The organism is Staphylococcus sp. 8AQ (assembly GCF_902506595.1).
Classification (GTDB): Bacteria; Bacillota; Bacilli; order Staphylococcales; family Staphylococcaceae; genus Staphylococcus; species Staphylococcus pasteuri.
Genome location: NZ_LR733871.1, coordinates 913,414 through 934,425, shown reverse-complemented (window position 1 = coordinate 934,425; position 21,012 = coordinate 913,414). Strand labels below are relative to the sequence as shown.

General features: G+C 31.2%; 23 protein-coding genes and 1 pseudogene. 23 read left to right on the top strand and 1 reads right to left on the bottom strand.

Features of this window, described 5'->3' with window-relative positions; all coding sequences use genetic code 11:
• Positions 1-6 precede the first annotated feature (6 nt).
• The 16 genes from GVY01_RS04665 (at position 7) to GVY01_RS04590 (ending at position 11,426) form a co-directional block, all read left to right on the top strand.
• Positions 7-261, top strand: a complete 255-nt coding sequence (locus GVY01_RS04665; RefSeq protein ID WP_017638020.1) for a NifU N-terminal domain-containing protein — start codon at positions 7-9, stop codon at positions 259-261.
• A 30-nt stretch (positions 262-291) separates the two neighbouring features.
• On the top strand, positions 292-1,407 hold the full coding sequence (locus tag GVY01_RS04660) for a conserved virulence factor C family protein (RefSeq protein ID WP_017638019.1): 1,116 nt from the start codon (positions 292-294) through the stop codon (positions 1,405-1,407).
• A gap of 25 nt (positions 1,408-1,432) precedes the next feature.
• The gene (gene brxA, locus GVY01_RS04655) at positions 1,433-1,876 is read left to right on the top strand and encodes a bacilliredoxin BrxA (protein WP_017638018.1); all 444 of its coding nucleotides are present in this window, start codon (positions 1,433-1,435) and stop codon (positions 1,874-1,876) included.
• A 216-nt stretch (positions 1,877-2,092) separates the two neighbouring features.
• Complete coding sequence (locus tag GVY01_RS04650; RefSeq protein ID WP_017638017.1) at positions 2,093-3,049, top strand: thymidylate synthase; 957 nt, start codon at positions 2,093-2,095, stop codon at positions 3,047-3,049.
• 166 nt (positions 3,050-3,215) lie between these two features.
• On the top strand, positions 3,216-3,698 hold the full coding sequence (locus GVY01_RS04645) for a dihydrofolate reductase (RefSeq protein ID WP_017638016.1): 483 nt from the start codon (positions 3,216-3,218) through the stop codon (positions 3,696-3,698).
• A gap of 11 nt (positions 3,699-3,709) precedes the next feature.
• Positions 3,710-4,552, top strand: a complete 843-nt coding sequence (locus tag GVY01_RS04640) for a DegV family protein (RefSeq protein ID WP_017638015.1) — start codon at positions 3,710-3,712, stop codon at positions 4,550-4,552.
• A 96-nt stretch (positions 4,553-4,648) separates the two neighbouring features.
• Positions 4,649-5,176: a peptide-methionine (S)-S-oxide reductase MsrA gene (gene msrA, locus GVY01_RS04635; RefSeq protein ID WP_159333658.1), complete on the top strand. Its 528-nt coding sequence runs from the start codon at positions 4,649-4,651 to the stop codon at positions 5,174-5,176.
• Complete coding sequence (gene msrB, locus GVY01_RS04630) at positions 5,169-5,597, top strand: peptide-methionine (R)-S-oxide reductase MsrB (protein ID WP_017638013.1); 429 nt, start codon at positions 5,169-5,171, stop codon at positions 5,595-5,597. Before msrA ends, msrB begins: the two co-directional genes overlap by 8 nt.
• Before the next feature lie 12 nt (positions 5,598-5,609).
• Complete coding sequence (locus GVY01_RS04625) at positions 5,610-6,110, top strand: PTS sugar transporter subunit IIA (protein WP_017638012.1); 501 nt, start codon at positions 5,610-5,612, stop codon at positions 6,108-6,110.
• Positions 6,110-6,331, top strand: a complete 222-nt coding sequence (locus GVY01_RS04620; protein WP_017638011.1) for a YozE family protein — start codon at positions 6,110-6,112, stop codon at positions 6,329-6,331. Before GVY01_RS04625 ends, GVY01_RS04620 begins: the two co-directional genes overlap by 1 nt.
• Positions 6,332-6,625: 294 nt before the next feature.
• Positions 6,626-8,059, top strand: a complete 1,434-nt coding sequence (locus tag GVY01_RS04615; protein WP_375543605.1) for a S41 family peptidase — start codon at positions 6,626-6,628, stop codon at positions 8,057-8,059.
• Between the two features lie 82 nt (positions 8,060-8,141).
• A complete protein-coding gene (locus GVY01_RS04610) occupies positions 8,142-8,645 on the top strand; it encodes a GNAT family N-acetyltransferase (protein WP_017638009.1) in 504 nt (167 codons plus the stop codon).
• Between the two features lie 17 nt (positions 8,646-8,662).
• Entirely contained in the window at positions 8,663-9,736 is a 1,074-nt protein-coding gene (locus GVY01_RS04605; RefSeq protein ID WP_017638008.1) for an undecaprenyldiphospho-muramoylpentapeptide beta-N-acetylglucosaminyltransferase, read from the top strand.
• Between the two features lie 13 nt (positions 9,737-9,749).
• Positions 9,750-10,367 (top strand): phosphatase PAP2 family protein, encoded by a 618-nt coding sequence (locus tag GVY01_RS04600; protein WP_046466678.1) that lies wholly within the window; start codon positions 9,750-9,752, stop codon positions 10,365-10,367.
• A gap of 107 nt (positions 10,368-10,474) precedes the next feature.
• Positions 10,475-10,813: a winged helix-turn-helix transcriptional regulator gene (locus tag GVY01_RS04595; RefSeq protein WP_029055352.1), complete on the top strand. Its 339-nt coding sequence runs from the start codon at positions 10,475-10,477 to the stop codon at positions 10,811-10,813.
• Positions 10,814-10,928: 115 nt separating this feature from the next.
• The gene (locus GVY01_RS04590; protein ID WP_017638005.1) at positions 10,929-11,426 is read left to right on the top strand and encodes a hypothetical protein; all 498 of its coding nucleotides are present in this window, start codon (positions 10,929-10,931) and stop codon (positions 11,424-11,426) included.
• A 90-nt stretch (positions 11,427-11,516) separates the two neighbouring features.
• On the opposite strand, the gene GVY01_RS04585 is transcribed toward GVY01_RS04590, so the two are convergent.
• Entirely contained in the window at positions 11,517-11,837 is a 321-nt protein-coding gene (locus GVY01_RS04585; RefSeq protein WP_017638004.1) for an antibiotic biosynthesis monooxygenase family protein, read from the bottom strand.
• Positions 11,838-12,434: 597 nt separating this feature from the next.
• Here GVY01_RS04585 and GVY01_RS12600 point away from each other — a divergent pair.
• The 7 genes and pseudogenes from GVY01_RS12600 to GVY01_RS04555 form a co-directional block, all read left to right on the top strand.
• Positions 12,435-12,521 (top strand): annotated as a pseudogene (locus GVY01_RS12600) (hypothetical protein); the annotation flags it as partial.
• Positions 12,522-12,910: 389 nt separating this feature from the next.
• Entirely contained in the window at positions 12,911-13,570 is a 660-nt protein-coding gene (locus GVY01_RS04580) for a response regulator transcription factor (RefSeq protein ID WP_017638002.1), read from the top strand.
• Positions 13,567-14,925 (top strand): HAMP domain-containing sensor histidine kinase, encoded by a 1,359-nt coding sequence (locus GVY01_RS04575; protein WP_017638001.1) that lies wholly within the window; start codon positions 13,567-13,569, stop codon positions 14,923-14,925. The genes GVY01_RS04580 and GVY01_RS04575 overlap by 4 nt, the downstream gene beginning before the upstream one ends.
• Before the next feature lie 236 nt (positions 14,926-15,161).
• The gene (locus tag GVY01_RS04570) at positions 15,162-17,966 is read left to right on the top strand and encodes a 2-oxoglutarate dehydrogenase E1 component (protein WP_017638000.1); all 2,805 of its coding nucleotides are present in this window, start codon (positions 15,162-15,164) and stop codon (positions 17,964-17,966) included.
• 17 nt (positions 17,967-17,983) lie between these two features.
• Positions 17,984-19,270, top strand: coding sequence for a dihydrolipoyllysine-residue succinyltransferase (gene sucB, locus GVY01_RS04565; protein ID WP_159333656.1), 1,287 nt, complete (start codon positions 17,984-17,986; stop codon positions 19,268-19,270).
• 153 nt (positions 19,271-19,423) lie between these two features.
• A complete protein-coding gene (locus GVY01_RS04560; protein ID WP_159333655.1) occupies positions 19,424-20,263 on the top strand; it encodes an ATP-binding cassette domain-containing protein in 840 nt (279 codons plus the stop codon).
• A complete protein-coding gene (locus GVY01_RS04555; RefSeq protein ID WP_046466675.1) occupies positions 20,263-20,967 on the top strand; it encodes a hypothetical protein in 705 nt (234 codons plus the stop codon). The genes GVY01_RS04560 and GVY01_RS04555 overlap by 1 nt, the downstream gene beginning before the upstream one ends.
• Positions 20,968-21,012: the final 45 nt, after the last annotated feature.

Sequence of the window (21,012 nt, the reverse complement as noted above, 5' to 3'; positions counted from 1 at the left end):
GTTAATATGGAAATTGTTTCAATTTCAGAAACACCAAACCACAACACTATGAAAATCACTTTAAATGAATCACGTGAAGATATGAAATCAAATACTTATACAGAAGCTCAAGAAGGACAACCTGAATTTATCAATGCATTATTCGATATCGACGGTGTGAAATCTATTTTTTACGTTATGGATTTCATCTCTGTAGATAAAGAGGATCAAGCTGATTGGAATACACTTATTCCTCAAATTGAAGATAAATTCAACCAATAATCAAATTTAATTTCATGGAGGGACACATTTATGGAAATTTTACGTGTAGAACCTACACCGAGTCCTAATACTATGAAAATTGTTCTATCTGAAAAGAGGCAAGACAATAAATCAAATACTTATACTGAGGTAAACGAACAACAACCTCAATATATTAATGATTTATTAAATCTTGAAGGTGTTAAGTCTATTTTCCATGTTATGGATTTTCTAGCTATAGATAAACAACCAAAAGCCGATTGGGAGAATGTTTTGCCATTAATTACATCTACTCTAAATAATGAAGAAAATGAGAATCAAGAATATCAACCAGATGAACATTATGGCGAGATTAAGGCAGAAGCATTAATGTTTAAGGGTATACCATATCAAATTAAATTATCAACTCAGCAAGATGAAAAACGTAAACAATTGCCAGAGTTTTATGTAGACAATATGCTAAAAGCTCAAAAAGATAATGATAATGTCGTTTTTCTAAGAAAATGGGAAAATTTAGGCATACGATATGGCGACATAGATGAAGTCATGGATGACGTTTATGAAGAAATATTAGCGTTATACCCAGCGTCAAGAATAGAACAATTAGTTAACGAAGCACTAGAAACAGATATTGTTATCCCCGAAAGTCATTATAAACATGTAACATTAGCTGAATTTCAACAAGCTTCTGATTGGAAAGAAAAATTACGTATGCTTAAAGCATTTCCAACGCCGACTTTTGACGATATTCCTTTATTAGATTATGCATTAAATGAGGAAAAGATTCCGCTTCGTCGTGAGGCTGTAGTTTTACTAGGTATGGTTGAGGATAAAGACATTTTACCTTATATTTATAAAGGGTTACACGATAAGAGTCCTGCCGTACGACGAACTGCAGGGGATTGTTTAAGTGACTTAGGTTATAAAGAAGCACTTCCAGAAATGGAAAAAGCATTAGATGATCCTCAAAAAATCGTTCGTTGGAGAGCTGCTATGTTTATTTTTGATGAAGGAAACGAGCAACAGCTAAATAGCTTAAAAGCACATGCTAATGATTCAGCGTATGAAGTTAAATTACAAATTGAAATGGCCATTTCTAGAATAGAAAATGGGGATGAAGCCCTAGGTTCAGTTTGGAAACAAATCGCTAATAGAAATAAATCCTAATAATTACTAAAAGGAGCATAAAATTATGAATGCCTATGATCAATATATGAAAGAACTTGCACAACAAATGCGCTCTGAACTTACAGATCATGAGTTTGAAAGTTTAGAATCTAGCGAATCAGTAAATCAATATATGAATAATGTAAATGAAGACGATACAACATTTGTTGTTATTAATTCTACTTGTGGTTGTGCAGCAGGTTTAGCACGCCCAGCAGCAGTAGCAGTTGCTGAACAAAATGAAGCTAAACCAACTCATAAAGTAACTGTCTTTGCAGGACAAGATAAAGAAGCTACTGAAACAATGCGTGAATATATTCAACAAGTACCTTCAAGTCCTTCATTCGCATTATTTAAAGGACAAAATCTCGTTCATTTCATGCCTAGAGAACATATCGAAGGTAGAGATATTAACGATATCGCAATGGATTTAAAAGATGCATTCGACGATTATTGTGAAACAAAATAATGCTGATTAGAGTGATACGGGAGGCTCATATTAATTTGAGTGTCCTGTATCGCTTTTTTATTAATAAGAAAAATTGACCCTTCATTAATTTTATCAAATATCTTGTTTCATACTTTTTTATGCGTCTAATTACAAGTATAATAATATTAATGTGACTATTGAAAGATAATAGGATTCCACTTCATTACATAAAATATAGAAAGGATGTATACAACCATGTTCAATTCATTCGACGCAGCATATCACGGTCTTTGTGAAGAAATCTTAGACATTGGAAATCAACGAGATGATCGTACACATACAGGCACAATTTCAAAATTTGGTCATCAACTAAGATTTGATTTATCCAAAGGCTTTCCTTTATTAACGACTAAGAAAGTTTCGTTTAAACTTGTAGCTACAGAATTATTATGGTTTATCAAAGGGGATACAAATATCCAATATTTATTAAAATACAATAATAATATTTGGAATGAATGGGCTTTTGAAAATTATGTTAATTCTAATGATTATCATGGTCCAGATATGACAAATTTTGGCCATCGTTCATTACAAGATAGTGATTTTAACGAATTATATAAAGTTGAAATGAAGAAATTCAAAGAGAAAATTTTAACTGATGATACGTTCGCACAAAAATATGGTGATTTAGGAAATGTATACGGTAAACAATGGAGAGATTGGGAAGATAAAGATGGCAACCATTTTGATCAACTTAAAACTGTTATCGAGCAAATTAAACAAAATCCTAATTCACGCCGTCATATCGTTTCAGCTTGGAACCCAACTGAAATCGATACAATGGCATTACCTCCGTGTCATACGATGTTCCAATTCTATGTACAAGATGGAAAATTAAGTTGTCAATTATATCAACGTAGTGCAGATATCTTTTTAGGTGTTCCATTTAATATTGCAAGCTATGCCTTACTTACTCATTTAATAGCTAAAGAATGCGGTTTAGAGGTTGGGGAATTTGTCCATACTTTTGGTGATGCACATATTTATTCAAATCATATGGATGCTGTACAAGAACAACTTTCTCGTGATAGTTTCAATCCACCTCAAATCAAAATTAACTCAGATAAATCTATTTTTGATATCGACTATGAAGACATAGAATTAATTAACTATGAGTCTCATCCAGCTATCAAGGCACCAATTGCAGTATAATTTTTAAATTAATCTTAATATTGATAAGTATTTTACAAATTTTCAAATTTATCTTTAGAAAACTTCCTTAATTACTACCTAATAGTAACGAATTGTATCCAATTTATGTTACATTTAATTTATGAAATCGATACACTAATGCCCACATATCAAGGAGGACAATGAAATGACATTATCTATTTTAGTCGCACATGATCAACAAAGAGTCATAGGTTATCAAAATCAATTACCATGGCATCTTCCTAATGATCTTAAACATGTTAAACAATTATCTACAGGTCATACATTAGTTATGGGAAGAAAAACATATGAATCTATAGGCAAACCTTTACCTAATAGACGTAACGTTGTTTTGACTAATAATAAGTCATTTCATCCTGAAGGTGTGGACGTTATTCACTCTTTTGAAGAAATAAAAGATTTAACAGGTCATGTGTTTATATTCGGTGGCCAAACTTTGTTTGAAGAAATGATTGATAAAGTAGACGATATGTATATAACTGTGGTTAATGGTAAGTTTCAAGGAGATACTTTCTTTCCTCGTTATACTTTTGAAGATTGGGAAGTTGAGTCCTCAGTTGAAGGCGAACTAGACGAAAAAAATACTATTCCACATACATTTTTACATTTAATAAGGAAAAAATCATAGGGGGACTATTTATGGTTAAGCAAGTTATCGTTACAGATTCTACTTCAGATTTACCTCAAAGTTATTTAAAAGAAAACGCAATCCATGTAATCCCATTAAATCTTACAATTAATGGTAAATCTTATGTTGACCAAGTTGACATTACATCTTCGGAATATATTGACTATTTAGAACAAGATGCTGATGTTAAAACAAGTCAGGCTTCTATCGGAGAAATAATTAACGTTTATGAAAAACTTGGGAAAGATGATGTAGAAATTATTAGCATACATTTATCTTCTGGTTTAAGCGGTATGTATAATACAGCTTACCAAGCTAGTCAAATGGTAGATGCTAATGTCACTGTAATTGATTCCAAATCTATTTCTAACGGTCTAGCTTATCAAATTAAACATATCGTTGAACTTATCGAAGAAGGTACGTCAACATCTGATATTGTTGATAGTGTTAAAAAGTTGCAAGACAACACTAAGTTATTTGTAGTAATTGGCCAATTAAATCAATTAATTAAAGGTGGACGTATAAGTAAAACTAAAGGACTTATAGGTAATATCATGAAAATCAAACCTATAGGTACGCTCAATGATGGTAAATTGGAACTCGTTCACAACGCTCGAACACAAAACACTAGTATCAATTATTTAAAAAAAGAAATTTCTGAATTCATTGAAAATCATAAACTTAAATCAGTAGGTATTACTCACGCAAATGCCATGGATTTTGTAGATAAAGTTAAAAATACATTTACAGAAGCTTTTAATTTCCATAATTATGATGTAAATGTTACAACACCTGTCATTTCAACACATACAGGTAAAGGCGCTATTGGATTGGTTGTTGTTCGCGAAAACTAATCCAATATATAGATATTTATAAACTTTTGAGCGTTTATCTTTATTTCTTTAATATAATATCGTAAATTATTAACAAAATAGGAAGGAGGCAATCAAATGGCTTATGCAACGTTAGCTGGAGGTTGTTTTTGGTGTATGGTAAAACCATTCACATCATATCCTGGTATTAAATCAGTTGTTTCTGGATATAGTGGTGGGCATGTAGAAAATCCTACTTATGAGCAAGTATGTACTAATCAAACTGGTCATGTAGAAACTGTGCAAATTACCTATGATCCTGAAATAACTTCATTTGAAAATATTTTAGATGTTTACTTTAAAACATTTGACCCTACAGACGATGGGGGTCAGTTTTTCGACCGTGGTGAAAGTTATCAACCTATCATTTTTTACCATGACGAAGAACAACGTAAAGCTGCAATACTTAAGAAACAACAAATTGATGAACAAGGTATTTTTAAGAAACCTGTTATTACTCCAGTTAAACCATATAAAAACTTCTATCCTGCAGAAGACTATCATCAAGATTACTATAAGAAAAATCCTGAACATTACGAACAATATCAACGAGGTTCAGGCAGAAAAGCATTTATAGAATCACATTGGGGGTCTCAACATGATTAAGAAGAATAAAGATGAATTAAATGATATGGAGTATCTTGTTACACAAGAAAATGGAACAGAACCTCCATTTCAAAATGAATATTGGAATCATTTTGAAAAAGGTATATATGTCGATAAATTGTCTGGCAAACCATTATTCACTTCAGAAGAGAAATTCGAATCTGATTGTGGTTGGCCTAGCTTTTCGAAAGCAATCGACGATGAAGAAATTATCGAGCTAGTAGATAAAACGTTTGGTATGGTTAGAACTGAAGTACGTTCTGAAGATGCAAATAGTCATTTAGGACATGTATTTAACGATGGTCCTAAAGATAAAGGCGGTTTAAGATATTGTATCAATTCAGCATCAATTCAATTTATACCATATGACAAATTAGAAGAATTAGGTTACGGTGACTTAATACAACACTTTGAGAAATAGGAGTGGAACAAAATGTTTAAAAAATTATTCGGTAAAAGTAAAGAAGTAGATAAAAATATTCAAGTTTATTCACCATTATCAGGTGAATACGTTAAAATCGAAGACATTCCAGACCCAGTATTTGCTCAGAAAATGATGGGCGAAGGATTTGGTATTAACCCAACAGAGGGTACTGTGGTATCACCAATCGAAGGTACAGTAGATAATGTTTTCCCTACAAAACATGCTATTGGTCTAAAAGCTGAAAATGGACTTGAATTATTAGTTCATATCGGATTAGATACTGTTCAATTAGACGGTGAAGGTTTTGAAGTATTAGTGGATAGTGGTGACAATGTTAAAGTTGGAGATCCAATTATCAAATTCGATGTTGAATACATTAAAAATAATGCAAAATCAGTTATTTCTCCTGTAATTATTACTAATTCTGATCAAGCAGCATCAATTCATTTTGATGATGTTCAAGCAGCAGTTAAAGGTGAAACAAAAGTCATTGATGTGACAATGAACTAATGAAAAATTATTCATTTTATCAATTCGCTATGACAGTTAGAGGTAGAAAAGATGATAAAGGGAAATTAGCTGAACAAATATTTGAAGATTTAGCATTCCCACGTCATGAGAATGATTTCAACGAACTATCTGAATATATCGAAACTCATGGTGATTTTACTCTATCTATGTCAGTCTTCGATGATTTATATGAAGAATATACTGAATGGCTTAAATTTTAATAATTATGTATTTATCGCCTGTGACAATAGAATTTTGTTACAGGCTTATTTTAAATTCTTTTTAACTTTATCATGTTATATTTCAGTTGATTTTGAAGAATAATCCATACATACTGTAAGTATCATTTTGAAAGCAAATGATTAAATGTATTAAATTGAATTTAAAATAAAGATAAAGTTATCATAAAGATGTTTCACTCAAAGACATCAAATTGAATTGTCACCATTTTTAAAAGGAGTGATTATGTGACTAATTATAAAGAGGATCAAACGCCAGATGAGCAACAAAATTCAATACAAGATAAGAAGAAAGATAAACCAAAGAAACCAATTCATCTTAAATTATGGCAACTGATTACTTTACTAATAGGTATTATCGTTATAACTGCGGCTATTACCGTTGCAGCAACAATACTAATCAGTCATCACATGAGTGGTTTAAATAAGGAACAACGTGCAAATTTACATAAGATTGAATATGTTTATAAAACTTTAAATAAAGATTACTATAAAAAACAAAAATCTGACAAACTATCACAAGCAGCTATAGACGGTATGGTTAAAGAATTAAAAGATCCTTATTCAGAATATATGACTAAAGAACAAACGAAATCATTCAATGAAGGTGTGTCCGGTGATTTTGTCGGTATAGGCGCTGAAATGCAAAAGAAAAACGATCAAATTAGTATTACTAGCCCTATGAAAGGCTCCCCAGCGGAAAAAGCAGGGATCAAACCGAAAGATGTTGTTACAAAAGTTAATCATAAATCAATAAAGAATAAGCCACTAGATGAAGTCGTCAAAATGGTTAGAGGTAAAAAAGGAACAAAAGTAGTCTTAACGATTAAACGAGGCTCAGTAGAAAAAGATATTTCAATTAAACGTGATACTATTCATGTTAAAAGTGTTGAATATGAGAAGAAAGATAATGTTGGCATAATCACAATTAATAAATTCCAAAACAATACTTCTGGCGAACTTAAAAATGCTGTCAAGAAAGCACACAAACAAGGTGTACGAGATATTGTTTTAGATTTACGTAACAATCCAGGTGGATTATTAGATGAAGCTGTGAAAATGGCAAATATTTTCATAGATAAAGACAAAACTGTTGTCCAACTTCAAAAAGGTGATGACAAACAACAACTTAAAACAGAAAATGACCCATTAAAAGAAGCTAAAGACATGAAAGTTTCAATCCTAATTAATGAAGGTTCAGCAAGTGCATCAGAAGTATTCACTGGCGCACTCAAAGATTATCACAAAGCTAAAGTCTATGGTTCTAAATCATTTGGTAAAGGTATTGTTCAAACAACACGTGAATTTGATGATGGTTCACTATTGAAATATACAGAAATGAAATGGTTAACACCTGATGGCCATTATATTCATGGTAAAGGTATTCAACCAGATGTAAAAATAGAAACTCCAAAATATCAATCTCTAAATGTCATACCTAATAAGAAAACATATAAAATCGGTGATGAAAGCAAGCATGTTAAAACAATGAAAATTGGGTTAACTGCATTAGGATTCAAAGTTGATAACGAATCTAAAACATTTGATTCAAGCTTAGAATCGGCTATTAAGAAATTCCAAGAAGACAACAATTTAAAAGTAACAGGTGAATTTGATAAAGAAACAAATGATAAATTCACTCTAAAATTAGTCGAAAAATCTAATAAAAATGACACAGTTTTAGATAAATTAATCAAGAAGTTGAAATAAGTTTAAAAAGATTAAAATATGTGAATTAAATGATGAAAGCTTTTTAACCTATAACTATAAATACAAAGAGGTGTTTTAGATTATGATTAGATTAGCAACAAAAAATGATCTTTCAAGTATTGAGAATTTAGTAGAAGAAGCAAAAGAAATTATGGAGAAATTCAACAATAATCAGTGGGATGACAAATACCCTGTCACTGAACATTTTGAAGAAGATATCGAATCTGAAACACTTTATGTATTAGATGTTGATAATGAAATTTATGGTTTTATTGTCATCGACCAAAATCAATCAGAATGGTATGATGAACTAGAATGGCCTATTGATCGTAAAGGGGCATATGTGATACACCGTTTAGCTGGTTCTCAGTCTTATAAAGGTGCTGCTACTGAATTATTCCAATTTGCAGTAGATATGACAGAAGAGCACGGTGTTCATGTCATTTTGACTGATACATTTGCACTTAATAAACCAGCTCAAGGATTATTCGAAAAATTTGGCTTTACAAAAGTGGGCGAAGCCGAAATTGATTATCATCCTTTCGATCGCGGTGCACCATTTTACGCATATTATAAAAACATATAAGAATAGAGGTTATATTTATGACTAAAATCGCATTTACAGGTGGAGGAACAGTTGGACACGTTTCAGTTAACTTAAGTCTGATTCCAACTGCAACAGACAAAGGCGATGAAGCTTTTTATATTGGATCAAAATCTGGAATAGAAAGGGAAATGATTGAATCTCAATTACCAAATATTCCATATTATCCAATTTCTAGTGGTAAATTACGACGCTATTTATCATTTGATAATGCTAAAGACATCTTTAAAGTTTTAAAAGGTGTTTTAGATGCTCGCAAAATTCTAAAAAAACAAAAGCCAGATTTATTATTTTCTAAAGGTGGGTTTGTTTCTGTACCAGTAGTGATTGCAGCTCGTTCTTTAAAAATTCCTACAATCATTCATGAGTCAGATTTAACACCAGGTTTAGCCAATAAAATTGCATTGAAATTTGCTAAAAAAATCTATACAACATTTGAAGATACATTAAATTACTTACCTAAAGACAAAGCAGACTTTGTTGGCGCAACAGTACGTGAAGATTTAAAACAAGGTGATAAACAACGTGGTTACCAATTAACTGATTTTAAACAAGACAAAAAAGTGTTACTTGTTATGGGTGGTAGTTTAGGAAGTAAAAAATTAAATGACGCTATAAGAGAAAATTTAGAAGCTTTATTACAACTATATCAAGTTATTCATCTTACAGGTAAAGGATTAGTAGATAATTCAATAAATAAAGAGGGATATATACAGTTTGAATTTGTTAAAGATGATTTAACTGATTTATTAGCTATTACTGATACTGTTGTCAGTCGTGCAGGTTCAAATGCAATATATGAATTTTTAACATTAAGAATACCAATGTTATTAATTCCTTTAGGATTAGATCAATCCCGTGGTGATCAAATAGATAATGCGAAAAACTTCGAATCTAAAGGTTATGGTCGTGCTATTCCTGAAGATGAACTTACACAAGTAAGATTGATACAAGAACTTAACCATATCGAATCTAACCGTGATGACATCATTAAACAAATGCAAACTTACAAAGAAAGTTACACTAAAGAAGATATATACGATAAAATTATCAAAGATGCTTTGAATCAATAGGGGGAATATTGCAATGAGTCGATTAAAACGAATTTCATTACTTATCATTTTTACTTTGATATTCGGTATCATTGCATTCTTTCACGAATCTCGATTAGGTAAGTGGATTGATAATGAAGTATATGAGTTCATTTATGCCTCAGAAAGCTTCATCACTACATCTATTATGTTAGGTGCAACAAAACTCGGTGAAGTTTGGGCAATGGTATGTTTATCTTTAATACTAATCGCTTATTTAATGTTAAAACGTTTAAGAATAGAAACACTCTTTTTTGTAATTGTGATGAGTTTATCTAGTATTTTAAACCCTGTATTAAAAAACATCTTTGATAGAGAAAGACCAACGTTATTACGTTTAATCGATATTACTGGTTTTAGTTTCCCAAGCGGTCATGCAATGGGATCTACTTCTTATTTTGGTAGTATCATTTATATTCTTAATAGAACTGATTCAGGTTTATCTAAAGGCGTACTTATTGGCTTAGCAGCCTCACTAATATTAATGGTGTCAACATCTCGTGTATACTTAGGCGTACATTATCCAACAGACATTATCGCTGGTATTATAGGCGGAGCCTTTAGTATTGTTTTATCAACATTGATCTTAAACAATAAATTACAAAGCACTTAAATTTGAAGAGATACTATTTTACTTAGAGGGGCATATATCTAAATTAACATTAGATATATTCCTCTCATTTTTCTATATATGTATATAACTAAGAAAGGAGCGAAAAGATGACACATAAAACATATAACTGTCCAGTAGAAGCAGTAATTAGTTTAATTGGTGGAAAATATAAACCTATTATATTGTGGTACCTCCTAAATAATACTTTACGTTTTAATGAAATCCAACGATTACTACCTCAAGCTTCTCCAAAAATGTTAAGTCAACAGCTTAAAGAACTACAAAAAGAAGGGTTCATTGAAAAGGTCATTTACCCAGAAGTACCTCCTAAAACAGAATATTATATGACAGACTACGGAAAAACATTGGAACATATTTTAAATGAAATGTGTAATTGGGGAGAGGAGTTTATGGGAGATTATATTGTTAAGCCAACAGATAGTTAGTATCTATTAATCCATACTTACCTTTTGGATACTATCTTACATTAAAGTGCGTTCTTCTCAAGTTAAATATGTAATGCTACTATTAATTAAAATCAATTGGGAAGGAATGACTTAAATGTTAAATGAAATTAAATGGCCAGAAAAATGGTTACCAGGTACAACAGATAATTTTGCTTCAAATGAAATCATCGTTAAAGATTTATCATTTGATAATGTTATAGAGAGTTTATTAAACACTTCTAAATGGGAAAATTACTATTCAAATAGTAGCGATATTTATATGTATAATCAAGATTCTCCAGTTTTAAAACAAAATACACGTTTTAAATTTAAAACATTCGGTTTTGATATAGAAGCTGAAGTTGAAGAATGTATGGTTGAAGATAATATTGCAAGAATCGCATGGCATGGCTGGAATAATGCAACAGGTGATGAATTCTTAGATGTTTATCATGCTTGGCTTATTGAAAAATTATCCCATAATAGACTAAGAATTTTAACTCAAGAATCACAAATTGGTAAACCAGCGAAAGACATGGCTAGTGACAACACTTATCCTATGATTAATGGACATCAGAAATGGATAACTACATTAGCTAACTTTTCAATGTAATATATTAATATCATAAAGAATAGAGCATTAAGATGATTGGAATTAAAGTCATCTTAATGCTCTTTTTTTTAATATCATTCACTATAGATTTTAATCAAAAAGTTCATACTGTTTTAGAGTTTTTTCTATTTTATTTTTGAGACTGTCTTGTTGTTCTTTTTCTTCTTTTCTCATTTTTTTATGTTCCTCGACATGACTTGGTCTGGACACCCAATTTTGGAATGATTTTTTCTCATCCCATTTTGATACAATAGAATATTCTATTTTTGATTTTGTTTCATTTTTCCATACTTCAGCATCAATTAAACCTTCGAATCCTTCAAAATCAGATTTCGCATTTTCGGCTTTTTTTAATAAAACTTCTTTTGCAGATTCATCTGATGTAGAAAAAGTAACTTGTGCAATAAACATTTAAAAATCCCTCCAATAGATTTATCGTATCAATTAATTGAAATACATTATCAATTATAATCAACTTATACAGAATTCTCTAACGATTGAATTCTAATAACTCTTCGGTTCGTATAAGCTTTCCTCATGCATAACTCCCTCTAACGAATCAATTCGTAAGGTTTCTAGGTTCGCATGAGCCTTACTCATGCATAACTCCCTCTAACGAATCAATTCGTAAGGTTTCTAGGTTCGCATGAGCCTTACTCATGCATAACTCCCTCTAACGAATCAATTCGTAAGGTTTCTAGGTTCGCATGAGCCTTACTCATGCATAACTCCCTCTAACGAATCAATTCGTAAGGTTTCTAGGTTCGCATGAGCCTTACTCATGCATAACTCCCTCTAACGAATCAATTCGTAAGGTTTCTAGGTTCGCATGAGCCTTACTCATGCATAACTCCCTCTAACGAATCAATTCGTAAGAGGGAGTAAAAAAAGTAGTAAACCTCAAGTGTCTAAAGGTTTACTACTTTATTTGAACGTCGTCTCCAACGTTAGTCTTTTACGGGCATATAAAAGGGGATTATGAAAATGACCAATACATAAGAACGAAATATATGTGGGGGGAAAGTTCTTTTTGGTATTGATAATCATTTTGAATTATTATTATACACGACTGAGAATCATTGTCAATTAGAATCCTGAAAATTTTATGATTTATTATTAAAAGGATTAAGAAATCCTCAACCAAAGCATTTTTGCTTAAATATCCCTACAAAAATAGTTCTCAATACTGATAATAACACCATTGAAAGTATGATAAAATTTAGTTAACAACATAACTCGTTATGACAATACATAATAATGCGTTGAACTCTTTCAATTTACCTAAGATTATTACGTTTTAAAGTAGGATGTATAAACAATACTTTTATATTTTACTTAATAACAAAAGACATTGAAATGAGGCCACTTTGACATAAACAAAAATAATCACATTAACTTTTACATATTTATTAATTTATGATACATATTTATAACATACAAAATATTTATTTCAAACATATATAGTCATATTAAGAGGTGCAAAAATGACAAATATTTTACTAGTAGAAGATGAACAAAATTTAGCTCGGTTTATCGAACTTGAATTAACACATGAAAATTATCAAGTTGATATTGAAAATGATGGTGCCACTGGTCTCGAAAAAGCACTAAATAAAACATATGATCTTATTATCTTAGATTTGATGTTACCAAACATTAATGGACTTGAGATATGTAGACAAATTCGTCAAGAACAAACCATACCTATAATTATTATTACAGCTAAAAGTGATACTTATGATAAAGTCGCTGGACTGGATTATGGCGCCGATGATTATATTGTTAAACCATTTGATATTGAAGAATTACTTGCTCGTATTAGAGCAATTCTGCGACGCCAACCTCAAAAGGATACTATTAATATTAATGGTATTGTTTTAGATAAAGAAGCATTCGAAGTAACAGTTGATGGTACACAACTCGACTTAACTAAAACTGAATATGATTTATTTTATATCCTGGCAGAAAATAGAAATCACGTATTACAACGTGAACAAATATTAGATCATGTTTGGGGTTATAATTCTGAAGTTGAAACCAATGTAGTAGATGTTTATATCAGGTATTTAAGAAATAAACTCAAACCTTTTGGTAAAGATAAAGTGATTGAAACCGTTCGCGGTGTTGGGTACGTGATACGATGATGAAACAACGAAAACTCAAATACAAATGGATGTTAATTACAACTTTAATTACGTTTGTCACAATTGTTCTATTTTGTTTAATCATCATCTTTTTTCTGAAAGAAGCACTACATAATAGTGAGTTAGATGAAGCAGAGAAAAGTTCCAATGACATTATCAATTTATTACACTCTAAGCCACCAGAAGATATATCTGCATTAGACTTAAATGCGTCATTAGAGAATTTTCAAGAAGTATCTATATTTGATGATAAAGGTAAAAAATTACTTCAAACAACTAGTGAAAATTTACCTACAATACCTTCAAATGTAGGACTATCACACCCAGAACGTGTAAAAGTCGTTAATTATAAAGGCGTTGACTACTTAGTGATCACTGAACGTATTCATTCCAAAAAGTTCGATGGTTATAGCATATTAGTTCATTCATTAGAAAGTTATGAACATCTTGTTCAATCTTTATATATTGTTGCAATAGCATTTGGTTTAATTGCGACATTTGTCACAGCTATGGTGAGTTACATTTTCTCATCTCAAATTACAAAACCAATTGTCACAATGTCTAATAAGATGAATCAAATTCGACGTGATGGCTTCCAAAACAAACTAGAACTAACTACCAATTACGAAGAAACAGATAATCTAATATGCACATTTAATGAAATGATGTTTCATATTGAAGAATCTTTTAATCAGCAACGTCAATTTGTGGAAGATGCGTCTCATGAACTTAGAACGCCACTACAAATTATCCAAGGTCATTTAAACTTGATTCAAAGATGGGGGAAAAAAGATCCTGCAGTATTAGAAGAATCTCTTAATATTTCACTTGAAGAAATGAATCGTATTACTAAACTTGTAGAAGAATTACTTTTATTAACAAAAGATAATGTAAATAGCGGACAATCTCAAGAAGAACTTGTAGATATTAATTCTGAAATATTATCTAGAGTTAAATCTTTAAAACAATTACATCCTGATTATACTTTCGATATCGATTTAGATGAAAAGCCGATTAAACTTCAAATGAATCGACATCAATTTGAACAACTCATTTTAATTTTTATTGATAATGCGATGAAATATGATAATGAAAATAAATATATCCAAATCCGCACTCAATTAAAAAATAAACAAACGAGTATTGAAATCACTGACCATGGTCTTGGTATTCCAAAACAAGATTTAGAATTTATATTCGACCGTTTCTACCGTGTTGATAAATCGCGTGCACGTAGTCAAGGTGGTAATGGCTTAGGCTTATCAATTGCTGATAAAATTGTTCAATTAAATGGTGGATTCATTCAAGTCGAAAGTGAAGTCAATCAATTTACAACCTTTAGAATTATCTTCTAAAAAACAAATCATTAAACGTTGACTTTATATCATTGATCCTTATATTTAACTATTTAAATTCAAAATGTATATTAAGCTACCGTTCACCCGATCAATTCATATATTTCAATTAATTCAGAACCAAAATTATCTTGGTTCTGTTTTTTTACAATAATAGGTAAATCCACTTTAACAAAATTTGAAATAATGCTATTATTGTGTTGTAAGCGTTTCAACATTTTTGTGGAGGGTGTAATATGACAAAGGACAAGAGAGAAGTTACAGAGGCACCTGTAAACTTCGGCGCAAATCTAGGGTTAATGCTAGATTTATATGATGATTATCTACAAGATCCTTCATCAGTACCCGAAGATTTACAAGTCCTATTTAGTACAATTCAAACAGGGGAAGCTCATATCGAGGCTAAACCAGCCGCAAATGGCGGTGGTTCACAATCTGGTGACAGCACAATTAAACGTGTCATGAGATTAATCGATAATATTAGACAATACGGACATTTAAAAGCAGATATTTATCCAGTCAATCCTCCAGAGCGTAAACATATTCCTAAATTAGAAATAGAAGATTTCGATTTAGACCAAGCCACTTTGGAAAACATTTCAGCTGGAATCGTATCAGAACATTTTACTGATATTTACGATAATGCTTATGAAGCCATTGTTCGTATGGAAAAAAGATACAAAGGACCAATTGCGTTTGAATACACGCACATTAATAATAATAAAGAGCGTGTATGGTTAAAACGCCGTATCGAAACACCTTACAAAGCTACATTAAATAATCAACAAAAAACAGAATTATTTAACAAATTAGCTCATGTAGAAGGATTCGAAAAATATTTACACAAAAACTTTGTAGGTGCTAAACGTTTTTCAATCGAAGGTGTTGATACGTTAGTTCCAATGTTACAACAAACAATCACTCGTGCTGGTGAAGAAGGTATTACTAATATTCAAATTGGTATGGCACACCGTGGTCGATTAAATGTATTGACTCACGTTTTAGAAAAACCTTATGAAATGATGATTTCAGAATTCATGCATACTGATCCAATGAAGTTCTTACCAGAAGACGGTAGTTTAGAACTAACAGCTGGTTGGACAGGCGATGTTAAATATCACTTAGGCGGTATTAAAACAACTGACTCATACGGTATTGAACAACGAATTGCTCTAGCAAATAATCCAAGTCATTTGGAAATTGTAGCACCCGTTGTTGAAGGTCGTACGCGTGCTGCCCAAGATAATACTCAACAAGCTGGTGCACCACAAACTGACTTCCATAGAGCGATGCCAATTATTATTCATGGTGATGCTGCATATCCAGGTCAAGGTATTAACTTTGAAACAATGAACTTAGGAGATCTTGAAGGTTATTCTACAGGTGGTTCATTGCACATCGTTACAAATAATAGAATTGGTTTCACTACTGAACCAACAGATGGTCGCTCAACAACATATTCTACTGACGTTGCAAAAGGCTATGACGTGCCAATTTTACATGTTAATGCTGATGACGTAGAAGCAACAATCGAAGCGATTGATATTGCAATGGAATTCCGTAAAGAATTCCACAAAGATGTCGTAATTGATTTAGTTGGCTACAGACGTTATGGACATAATGAAATGGATGAACCATCTATCACAAATCCATTACCATATCACAATATCCGCAAGCATGATTCTGTAGAACTTGTTTATGGTAAGAAATTAGTCGAAGAAGGCATTATCAGTGAAGACGAAATGAATCAAATCATTGATAACGTTCAAAAAGAAATGCGTGCAGCGCATGACAAAATCGACAAATCAGATAAAATGGATAATCCAGATATGGAAAAACCTGAGGCATTACAACAACCATTGCAAAGTGATGATAAAGAATTCTCATTCGATCACTTAAAAGAAATCAATGATGCAATGTTAACTTATCCTGAAGGTTTCAACGTTCTGAAAAAACTAAATAAAGTTCTTGAAAAACGTAGAGAACCATTTGAAAAAGAAGATGGCTTAGTTGATTGGGCTCAAGCTGAACAACTTGCTTTTGCTACAATTTTACAAGATGGAACGTCAATTCGATTAACTGGTCAAGATAGTGAAAGAGGTACATTCAGTCACCGTCATGCGGTACTACACGATGAAGAAAATGGGGACACATATACTCCGTTACATCATGTACCTGACCAAAAAGCGACATTCGACATTCATAATTCACCATTATCAGAAGCAGCAGTTGTAGGTTTCGAATATGGTTATAATGTTGAAAATAAAGGTAGCTTTAATATTTGGGAAGCACAATACGGGGACTTCTCAAACATGGCTCAAATGATGTTTGATAACTTCTTATCAAGCGCACGTGCAAAATGGGGCGAACGTTCAGGTTTAACATTGTTCTTACCACATTCTTATGAAGGACAAGGTCCAGAACATTCATCAGCACGTCTTGAAAGATTTTTACAACTTGCAGCTGAAAATAACAGTACTGTAGTTAATTTATCTAGTGCAAGTAACTACTTCCATTTATTACGTGCACAAGCAGCAAGTTTAGATTCTGAAGAAATGAGACCATTGATTGTAATGTCACCTAAAAGTTTATTACGTAATAAAACAGTGGCTAAACCAATTAATGAGTTTACATCTGGTGGTTTCCAACCAGTTCTTGCTGAAGAATATGATGCAAATAAAGTGAAAAAAGTTATTTTAGCGTCAGGTAAAGTATTTATAGACTTAAAAGAATATTTAGCTAAAAATCCAGATGAGTCTGTATTACTTGTAGCTGTCGAAAGATTATATCCATTCCCAGAAGATGAAATTAAAGCTATTTTCGATGAATTACCAAACCTTGAGACAGTGTCTTGGGTACAAGAAGAACCTAAAAACCAAGGTGCATGGTTATTCGTTTATCCATACCTTAAATCACTTGTTGGCGATAAATATAATTTAAGTTATCATGGAAGAATCCAAAGGGCAGCACCAGCTGAAGGTGACGGTGAAATCCACAAACTTGTTCAAAATAATATTATTGAAAGTAGCATTACTAAATAAATAGGGGGAAAAATAAAATGCCAGAGGTTAAAGTTCCAGAATTAGCAGAATCAATTACAGAAGGTACCATTGCAGAATGGTTAAAAATTGTTGGAGATAGCGTAGATAAAGGTGAAGCTATTCTTGAATTAGAAACAGATAAAGTTAACGTAGAAGTTGTATCAGAAGAAGCAGGTGTATTATCAGAACAACTTGCTAACGAAGGCGACACAGTTGAAGTAGGTCAAGCTATCGCAGTTGTTGGTGAAGGAAGTGGTAATGCTTCAAGTGGTTCATCAGACAATCAAACTCCACAAAATAATGATGAAACTAATAAAGACGATCAACAAGCTAAAGAAACAACTCAACAATCAAATGATAATAATCAATCATCTGATCAATCACAAGATGATTCATCTAATAACCAATTTGTTAAAGCAACACCTTCAGCGCGTCGTCATGCACGTGCAAATGGCGTTGACTTAAACGAAGTGGTTGGAAAATCAAACGACGTTGTAAGAAAAGAAGATATTAATAACAATCAAAACCAACAACAATCATCACAAAGTGATAACAAACCTTCTGGTAATGAAGCTAAAAAATCAAGCGACAAACCATCTAAACCAGTTATTCGTGAAAAAATGTCACGTAGAAAGAAAACAGCTGCTAAAAAATTATTAGAAGTATCTAATAACACAGCAATGTTAACAACTTTCAATGAAGTTGATATGACTAACGTTATGGATTTACGTAAACGTAAGAAAGAACAATTCATTAAAGATCACGATGGTACTAAATTAGGTTTCATGTCATTCTTCACTAAAGCTGCAGTAGCTGCACTTAAAAAATATCCTGAAGTTAACGCTGAAATTGATGGCGAAGACATGATTACTAAACAATACTATGATATTGGTATTGCCGTTTCTACTGAAGATGGATTACTAGTACCATTCGTAAGAGATTGTGATAAGAAAAACTTCGCTGAAATCGAAGAAGAAATCGCAAACTTAGCTGTTAAAGCACGCGACAAAAAATTAGGCTTAGACGATATGGTTAACGGTTCATTTACTATTACTAATGGTGGTATCTTCGGTTCAATGATGAGTACACCAATTATTAATGGTAGCCAAGCTGCAATTTTAGGTATGCACTCAATCATTACACGTCCAATTGCAATCGATAAAGATACAATTGAAAATCGTCCAATGATGTACATTGCTTTAAGTTATGACCACAGAATCATCGATGGTAAAGAAGCAGTAGGATTCCTAAAAACAATTAAAGAATTAATTGAAAATCCTGAAGATTTATTATTAGAATCTTAATTTTATATTCGTAAATTGAATAAAATAAAAATAACGGGGATTCGTTTCTCCGTTGTTTTTTTATAATTAATACTATAGTTGTATATCACTTTTAAATGTTGAATGATAATATGATTTTAATAATGAAATTAAGTAATGAATGATAAGGTGAAAATGATGAATACAGATGCTATTGTTGCGGATAAAATATATAAAACGATAAATCATAAAGAAATAATAAAGGGGATATCTATGTCTATCCCTCAACATACGATTACGCTTATACAAGGACATAATGGAACAGGCAAAAGTATTACTTTGAAAATGATTGCCCAACTTTTAAAACCTTCAACTGGATCAATTAATGTTAATGGTACTGTGAGTTATGTTCCAGATGCATTTCCTCCTTATCTTAATTTAACGATAGCTGAATATATTAAATATCTGATTCATACATATAACTCAAACAAAAATGACTCATTTCTTAATACTGCATTAGATAAATTTCAATTAACTCCATTTTTAAATCAAAAAATTAAAGATTGTTCAAAGGGAACTCAACAAAAGGTTAATATATTACAATGTTTATTAGCGGAAGCAGATGTATACATTTTAGATGAGCCTTTTAATGGACTAGATGATAGTTCTCTAAACTATTTAATTCATATATTGAATAAATTAAAACATACTGCAACAATTATTTTAACTTCACACGAAGCGCATATTCATAACAATATTATCACTCATATTTACAATATCGAGACCAATCAATTAACAAAGCTTAGTGACAAACAATATCATTATAAAATTATAACTGTTCAAGCAAGTGATGAATTAAAATTCAAGCAATTCTATAGTGAAATCGCTCAACAATTCAAATTAACAACACTAGAAAATGATAAAGATGATATTTTCAATATTAAAATTGAAGATAAACAAATGAATGCAATACTTTTGGAATTAATCAAAGCTGGCTTTCCAATTAAAAAGGTAAAAGAGGAGAGTGACATTTAATGACAATGTTCAATTATCAATTTAAGAAATTGATACGATCTTATACCTATATTCCTCCTTATGCATTATTTATCGTTTGGATTATTCTGTTATATGTATATAGTGGGCAACCTGTACTTTCAGCATACGCTTCAGCCACTATCATATTGTTACCAGTTGCCGCTTGGTTAACTATTAATAATTTTAAATTAGAGTCAAATACTGAAAGACAATTACTATTTATTCAAAATCAATCTAAATTAAAGTATCTAACTAACAAATTGATATTCAGTTTTATTATTATGATTCCACTGATTTTGTTTTCTATAATATATCCAATAATATTGCACAGTTTTTCTGAACATCTAACAATATCCAAATTATTTTTAGGTCTTTATCTACATATACTTGTCATAATTATAGGAATGATCATTGGAGCCGTTATTAATACTCAAAACATATTATCAAAAAGATATAGTTGGTTACTTTTAATATTGATTGTTTTATTATCAATATTAAGACAAACAGTAATTCAACATTATCCAATATCAAAATTCATTTTATGGATAATCCCACCAATTGGTGATGTTATACAATATTATCAACTATCCTTAACTGAAATTTTATCAACTGATTTTTTATTATTAAATATATGGTTTGTGATATATATTATTTTAAGCTCTACCTTACTTTATTATATTTTCTCTAAAACCGAGTATCTATAAAAGAACGTCCTAATACTGTTTGAATTTAACTGTTAAAAGCATAGC